This is a genomic window from Clostridium sp. BL-8, assembly GCF_002006495.1.
Taxonomy (GTDB): Bacteria; Bacillota; Clostridia; order Clostridiales; family Clostridiaceae; genus Clostridium.
Genome location: NZ_LZZL01000197.1, coordinates 1 through 2,534, shown reverse-complemented (window position 1 = coordinate 2,534; position 2,534 = coordinate 1). Strand labels below are relative to the sequence as shown.

At 35.2% G+C, this 2,534-nt stretch carries 2 protein-coding genes; both read left to right on the top strand.

The features are described 5' to 3' along the window. Positions 1-20 precede the first annotated feature (20 nt). Positions 21-668: a fructose-6-phosphate aldolase gene (fsa, locus tag CLOBL_RS27180; RefSeq protein ID WP_077861837.1), complete on the top strand. Its 648-nt coding sequence runs from the start codon at positions 21-23 to the stop codon at positions 666-668. A 64-nt stretch (positions 669-732) separates the two neighbouring features. Beyond that, positions 733-2,534 (top strand): transketolase (tkt, locus tag CLOBL_RS27175; protein ID WP_077861836.1); only part of this gene is annotated, 1,802 nt, incomplete at its 3' end.

Below are 2,534 nucleotides of genomic sequence, written 5' to 3'. Positions count from 1 at the left end.
AAAGAGGAGATGTTAGAGAAATGAGATTTTTTTTAGACACAGCAAATGTAGAACATATAAAAGAAGCAAATGAAATGGGAGTAATTTGTGGAGTAACAACAAATCCATCGCTAATAGCAAAAGAAGGAAGAGATTTCAATGAAGTAATAAAAGAAATCACAGAAATAGTAGATGGACCAATAAGTGGAGAAGTAGTAAGTGAGGATGCAGCAGGAATGATAAAAGAAGGAAGAGAAATAGCTGCAATCCATAAAAATATGATAGTGAAAATACCAATGACAGCAGAAGGACTTAAAGCAACAAAGGTATTAGCAAGTGAAGGAATCAAAACAAATGTAACATTAATATTTTCAGCAACACAAGCTTTACTTGCAGCCAATGCAGGAGCAACATATGTAAGCCCATTCCTAGGACGAGTAGATGATATATCAATGATAGGAATGGATTTAGTTAGAGATATAGCAGAAATCTTTGGAGTACATGGAATAGAAACAGAAATAATAGCAGCAAGTGTAAGAAATCCAATTCATGTAATAGAAGCAGCAAAGGCAGGAGCAGATATAGCAACAGTACCTTATAACTTAGTAATGCAGATGATAAAACATCCATTAACAGACCAAGGACTTGAAAAATTTAAGGCAGACTGGGCAGCAGTGTTTAACAGTTAACAGTAGAGGATGAAAAGCTTGTAGCTTTTCTTGAAAATATATTTATATAAAAGTGAGGTAAGAAATGAGTAGAGAGTTAGATAAATTATCTATTAATGCAATAAGAGTATTATCAGCAGATGCAATAGAAAAATCAAAATCTGGACATCCAGGATTGCCACTTGGATCTGCTACAATGGCATACACTTTGTGGACAAAGATGAATCATAATGGAAAGAATCCAAATTGGGATAACAGAGACAGATTTATATTATCAGCAGGACATGGTTCAATGCTTGAATATTCATTATTACATTTATTTGGATATGGACTTACAGTTGAAGATTTAAAGAACTTTAGACAAATAGGAAGCCTTACACCAGGGCATCCAGAATACGGTCATACTAAAGGTGTTGAAATTACAACAGGACCACTTGGACAAGGTATTTGTAATGCAGTGGGAATGGCTATTGCAGAAGCACATTTAGCAGAAAAATTCAATAAGCCAGATTATAACATAGTTGACCATTATTCATATGCAATTGTTGGTGACGGATGTCTTATGGAAGGAATTTCAGGAGAAGCATCATCACTTGCTGGAACCTTAGGTCTTGGAAAATTAATTGTATTATACGATTCAAATAATATTTCAATTGAAGGAAATACAGACATAGCCTTTAGAGAAGATGTAGGAAAGAGATACGAAGCTTATGGCTGGCAGGTATTAAAAGTAGCAGACGGAAATGATATTGATTCAATAGAAGCTGCAATAGAAGAAGCAAAAGCAGAAACAGCTAAGCCATCAATTATAATAGTTAAAAACCAAATAGGTTTTGGATGCCCTGCAAAACAAGGTAAAGCTTCAGCTCATGGAGAACCTTTAGGTGCTGATAATGTAAAAGCTATGAAGGAAAATTTAGGCTGGAAGGCTGAACCAGCATTTTACGTACCAGACGAAGTGTATACAAATATGAATGAACACATAGAAAAAGGTATAGATAAAGAAACAGCATGGAACAACTTATTTAAGGAATATGAAAAAGCTTATCCAGAACTAGCAAAAGAATATGGAATTTGGATGAGTGGAGAAATCGATAAGGAAAGCTTATTAAATAATGAAGAACTTTGGAGCTTTGATAAAGAAATGGCTACAAGACAATCTTCAGGAATAATGATAAATAGATTAGCTAAATTAATTCCAAACCTTATAGGAGGATCAGCAGATTTAGCACCATCAAATAAGACTCATATGGATGGTCGTAGCGACTTCTCAGCAGAAGACAGAAGCGGTTCAAATCTTCATTTTGGAGTTAGAGAACATGCGATGGCAGCTATAACTAACGGTATGTATGCTCATGGCGGACTTAAGGTATTTTGTGCAACATTCTTTGTATTCAGTGATTACATGAAGGGTGCTATGAGATTATCAGCTCTTATGAAACTTCCAGTAACTTATGTATTAACTCACGATAGTATTGGAGTAGGAGAAGATGGACCAACTCATGAACCAATTGAACAGTTAGCAGCACTAAGAAGTATGCCAAACATGACAGTATTTAGACCAGCAGACTCAAAGGAAACAGCAGCAGCTTGGTATTATGCTGTAACTAATGGAACTACACCAACATCATTAGTATTAACAAGACAAAACTTACCGCTATATGATGGATGTCCAAAGAGAGCATTAAAGGGTGGATACATTCTTAAAGATTCTAAGAAAGAAACACCAGACGTACTTTTAATGGCATCAGGATCAGAAGTAGAATTAATCTTTAAGGCAGCAGAAGAACTCTCAGCTAAAGGAATAGATGCAAGAGTTATAAGTATGCCAAGCTTTGAGTTATTTGATGCCCAAGAGGAAAGCTATAAAGAGTCTGTAATGCCAAA